At 54.8% G+C, this 2,987-nt stretch carries 3 protein-coding genes; 1 reads left to right on the top strand and 2 read right to left on the bottom strand.

Annotation, left to right across the window (positions count from 1 at the left end; genetic code table 11):
* Nucleotides 1-67: 67 nt before the first annotated feature.
* A complete protein-coding gene (locus HBA26_RS22480; protein WP_041908013.1) occupies nt 68-562 on the top strand; it encodes a PadR family transcriptional regulator in 495 nt (164 codons plus the stop codon).
* Here the strand turns inward: HBA26_RS22480 and HBA26_RS22475 are convergent.
* Complete coding sequence (locus tag HBA26_RS22475) at nt 559-2,118, bottom strand: methyl-accepting chemotaxis protein (protein WP_028014479.1); 1,560 nt, start codon at nt 2,116-2,118, stop codon at nt 559-561. The two genes, HBA26_RS22480 and HBA26_RS22475, sit on opposite strands and share 4 nt — an antisense overlap.
* Before the next feature lie 336 nt (nt 2,119-2,454).
* On the bottom strand, nt 2,455-2,987 hold a 533-nt coding region (locus tag HBA26_RS22470), incomplete at its 5' end, for a methyl-accepting chemotaxis protein (RefSeq protein WP_243854861.1).

The following is a 2,987-nucleotide window of genomic DNA, read 5'->3' as shown; positions in this document are numbered from 1 at the left end:
AGATGTGTATAAGAGACAGGAATATATCTTAGATATAGTTTAGATATATCAAATTAAGAGACATAACATGCGACATGAACACGACGGCGGTGGACGCCGACCGCGCTTTTTCGGCCACGGCGACCTGCGACTGGTGATTCTGGATATCCTGACCCGCAGCGCCAGCCACGGCTATGAGCTGATCAAAGAGATCGAGAACCTGACCCAGGGGAACTACACGCCGAGCCCCGGTGTGATCTACCCGACGCTGGATTATCTGCAGGATCAAACCTTTATCACCATTACGGAAGAAGAGAGCGGTCGTAAGAAGATTGCGATTACCGCTGAAGGACAACGCTGGCTGGACGAAAACCGGGAACAGCTGGAACAGATCCAGGTGCGTATTAAGGCGCGCAGCGTCGGCTTTGAGCTGCGCAAAAACCCGCAGATGAAGCGGGCGCTGGATAACTTTAAAGCGGTGTTAGACCTGAAGGTAAATCAGGGAGAGCTCAGCGACGCGCAGCTCAAGCAGATTATCGGCATAATCGACCGCGCGGCGCTGGAGATCTCCCAGCTGGATTAAGCCGGCGCGTGCTCGCTCACTCGGAATACGCGAACCAGCTCTTTCAGGTGCATCGCCTGCTCGTTAAGGGATGCCGCCGCCGCGACGGACTCCTCCACCAGCGCAGAGTTCTGCTGGGTGGTGGCATCAATCAGGCCAATCGCGCTGTTGATCTGCGAGATCCCCTCCGTCTGCTCGTGGCTGGCCTGGCGGATCTCGCGCAGGATCGTGTCCATCTCCTCCACGTTGCCGACCATGCCGTTGATCAACGCACTCGCTTTTTCCACCAAATTCATCCCATCCTGGGTCTGGCTGGTGGAGCTCTCGATCAGCTCGCGAATTTCACTGGCAGACGACGCGCTCTTCTGGGCAAGCTGGCGCACTTCCCCCGCCACGACCGCGAAGCCGCGACCGTGCTCACCGGCACGGGCGGCTTCCACCGCTGCGTTGAGCGCCAGAATGTTGGTCTGGAACGCAATGGCGTCGATCAGGTCGATAATGTCGGACATCCGGTTCGACGTCTCGTTAATCAGGCGCATTTTGCTGGTCACCTGCTTCATCATCTCCCCGTTGTTTTTGACCACCGTGGCGGCATCTGCCGAGAGATTAGTCGCTTCTCCGGTGTGCGAGGCGGTGTTTTTCACCGTCGCGGTGATCTGCTCCATCGAGGCGGCGGTCTGTTCAACCGAACTTGCCTGCTCCTCGGTGCGCGCGGCAAGATCCTGGTTACCGGCGACAATCTGCGCGGCTGCGCTGGAGATATTCTCCGAGCCTGTTTGCACCTGCTGCACAATATCCAGCAGGCGGTTTTTCATCTCCATCAGCGCGTGCAGCAATAGGCCCGTTTCGTCTTTGCCGTGCGGCGTGATGCTGCCCGTCAGGTCGCCCTCTGAAATGGCATTGGCAAAATTCACCGCCTCGCCGAGTGGGCGGGTAATAGCGCGCACGATAAACCAGCCAATCAGGCTGCCAGCGGCGACGCTAAAGAGGGTGATCAGGATCAGCAGCAGTCGGCTGGACCTGAAGTCTCCTTCCACCTGCGCCCCCGCGCTCTGCATCTCATGGTTCTGAATCGCAATCAGCTCCTGCACTTTAGCTTTATAGGCCTGCTGCACGGTGAGGGTATGGGTCATCATCTCCTGGATAGCACCCGCACGGTCATTATTCTGCACCGCCTGCAAAATGCGATAGCGCGAGTCCAGATACTGCTGACGAACGTCGCGGATCTCGGCAAGGACCTGCTGCGATTTCGGGTCCTGCAACACCGTATTCAGCTCGCCCAAAATCACCGTGATATGCTCGCTGATCTCTTTAAGATGCTGCTGCGACTGTGCCGTGTACGTTCCCTGTTCATCCAGCAGCATGAGCTGCTGAGTGCTAATAAATTCCTGGAAGTTGTCGATTAACTGGTTCGCTTTAACCGTGGTGGGATAATCATGGGTAATGATGGATTGCATCCCGTTGTTAGCCCGGTTCAGGCTCAGTAAGGACATACTGGCGCTGATCACCATCAGGACAATAAAGAATCCAAACGCCAGAAATAATTTCGTGCCGATCTTTACGTCATGTAAGAACATATTTACTCCATCGATGTGATTATTTCTCAGACGATCGCTGTTATCGGTAACGAATCCGCTAACTTTATGACTTTGATCGTTTTTTTATTTCATAACCATCACAATGGATAGGTAGAGGCTATTAATTCCGCCCCATCGATCGTTACCAGACCACCAGAACAGGGTTTTGCAAAATAGCATCGGGGAAAACTGACTTAGGCAGGAATAAATAACTGAGGCACTTTCTTTAGTTATTTAATATCTCATTAACAATAAAAAACATTAATAGTCACAACCACAAATAAAAAAGCCGTTTATTCCTTACGGTATAAACGACTTTTCCGGAACATTACTGGCTCAATGGAGCACCGTCACCGCATCCTTAAGACGCCCGGCGCGGTGTTTCACCATGGCAGAGATGTGCGCGCTCTCCTCGACCAGGTCGGCATTTTTTTGCGTAATGCTGTCCAGTTCCGCCACCGCGCGGGTTAGCTCTGACAACCCGGTCGCCTGTTCGGACGTCGAGTGGCTGATCTGCGCGATGAGCTGCGTGACGTTTTTCACCTGCTCGACAATGTCATCCATCGTGCGGCCTGCGGCGTGCACCTGCTCCGAGCCGGACTGTACCCTGCTGGCGCTGGCATCAATCAGCTTGCGGATATCGTTAGCCGCATTCGCGCTGCGGCTGGCAAGGTGGCGAACTTCCCCCGCGACCACGGCAAAGCCTTTCCCCTGCTCGCCGGCTCTTGCCGCTTCAACGGCCGCATTCAGCGCCAGGATATTGGTCTGGAAAGCGATGTCGTTAATCAGGGAGGTAATCGAGCCGATGCGCTGCGTGCTATCGGCGATGTCACTGTCTCTTATACACATCTGACGCTGCCGACGACGGA

Source organism: Enterobacter sp. 725m/11, from assembly GCF_011683705.1.
GTDB classification, from domain to species: domain Bacteria; phylum Pseudomonadota; class Gammaproteobacteria; order Enterobacterales; family Enterobacteriaceae; genus Enterobacter; species Enterobacter bugandensis.
This window is presented reverse-complemented; position numbering and strand designations above follow the sequence as displayed.

Excerpts from the sequence above, each read along its gene's own strand:
- HBA26_RS22480 (WP_041908013.1), top strand. The coding sequence starts at position 68 with ATGCGACATGAACACGACGGCGGTGGACGCCGACCGCGCTTTTTCGGC.
- HBA26_RS22475 (WP_028014479.1), bottom strand. The coding sequence starts at position 2,118 with ATGTTCTTACATGACGTAAAGATCGGCACGAAATTATTTCTGGCGTTT.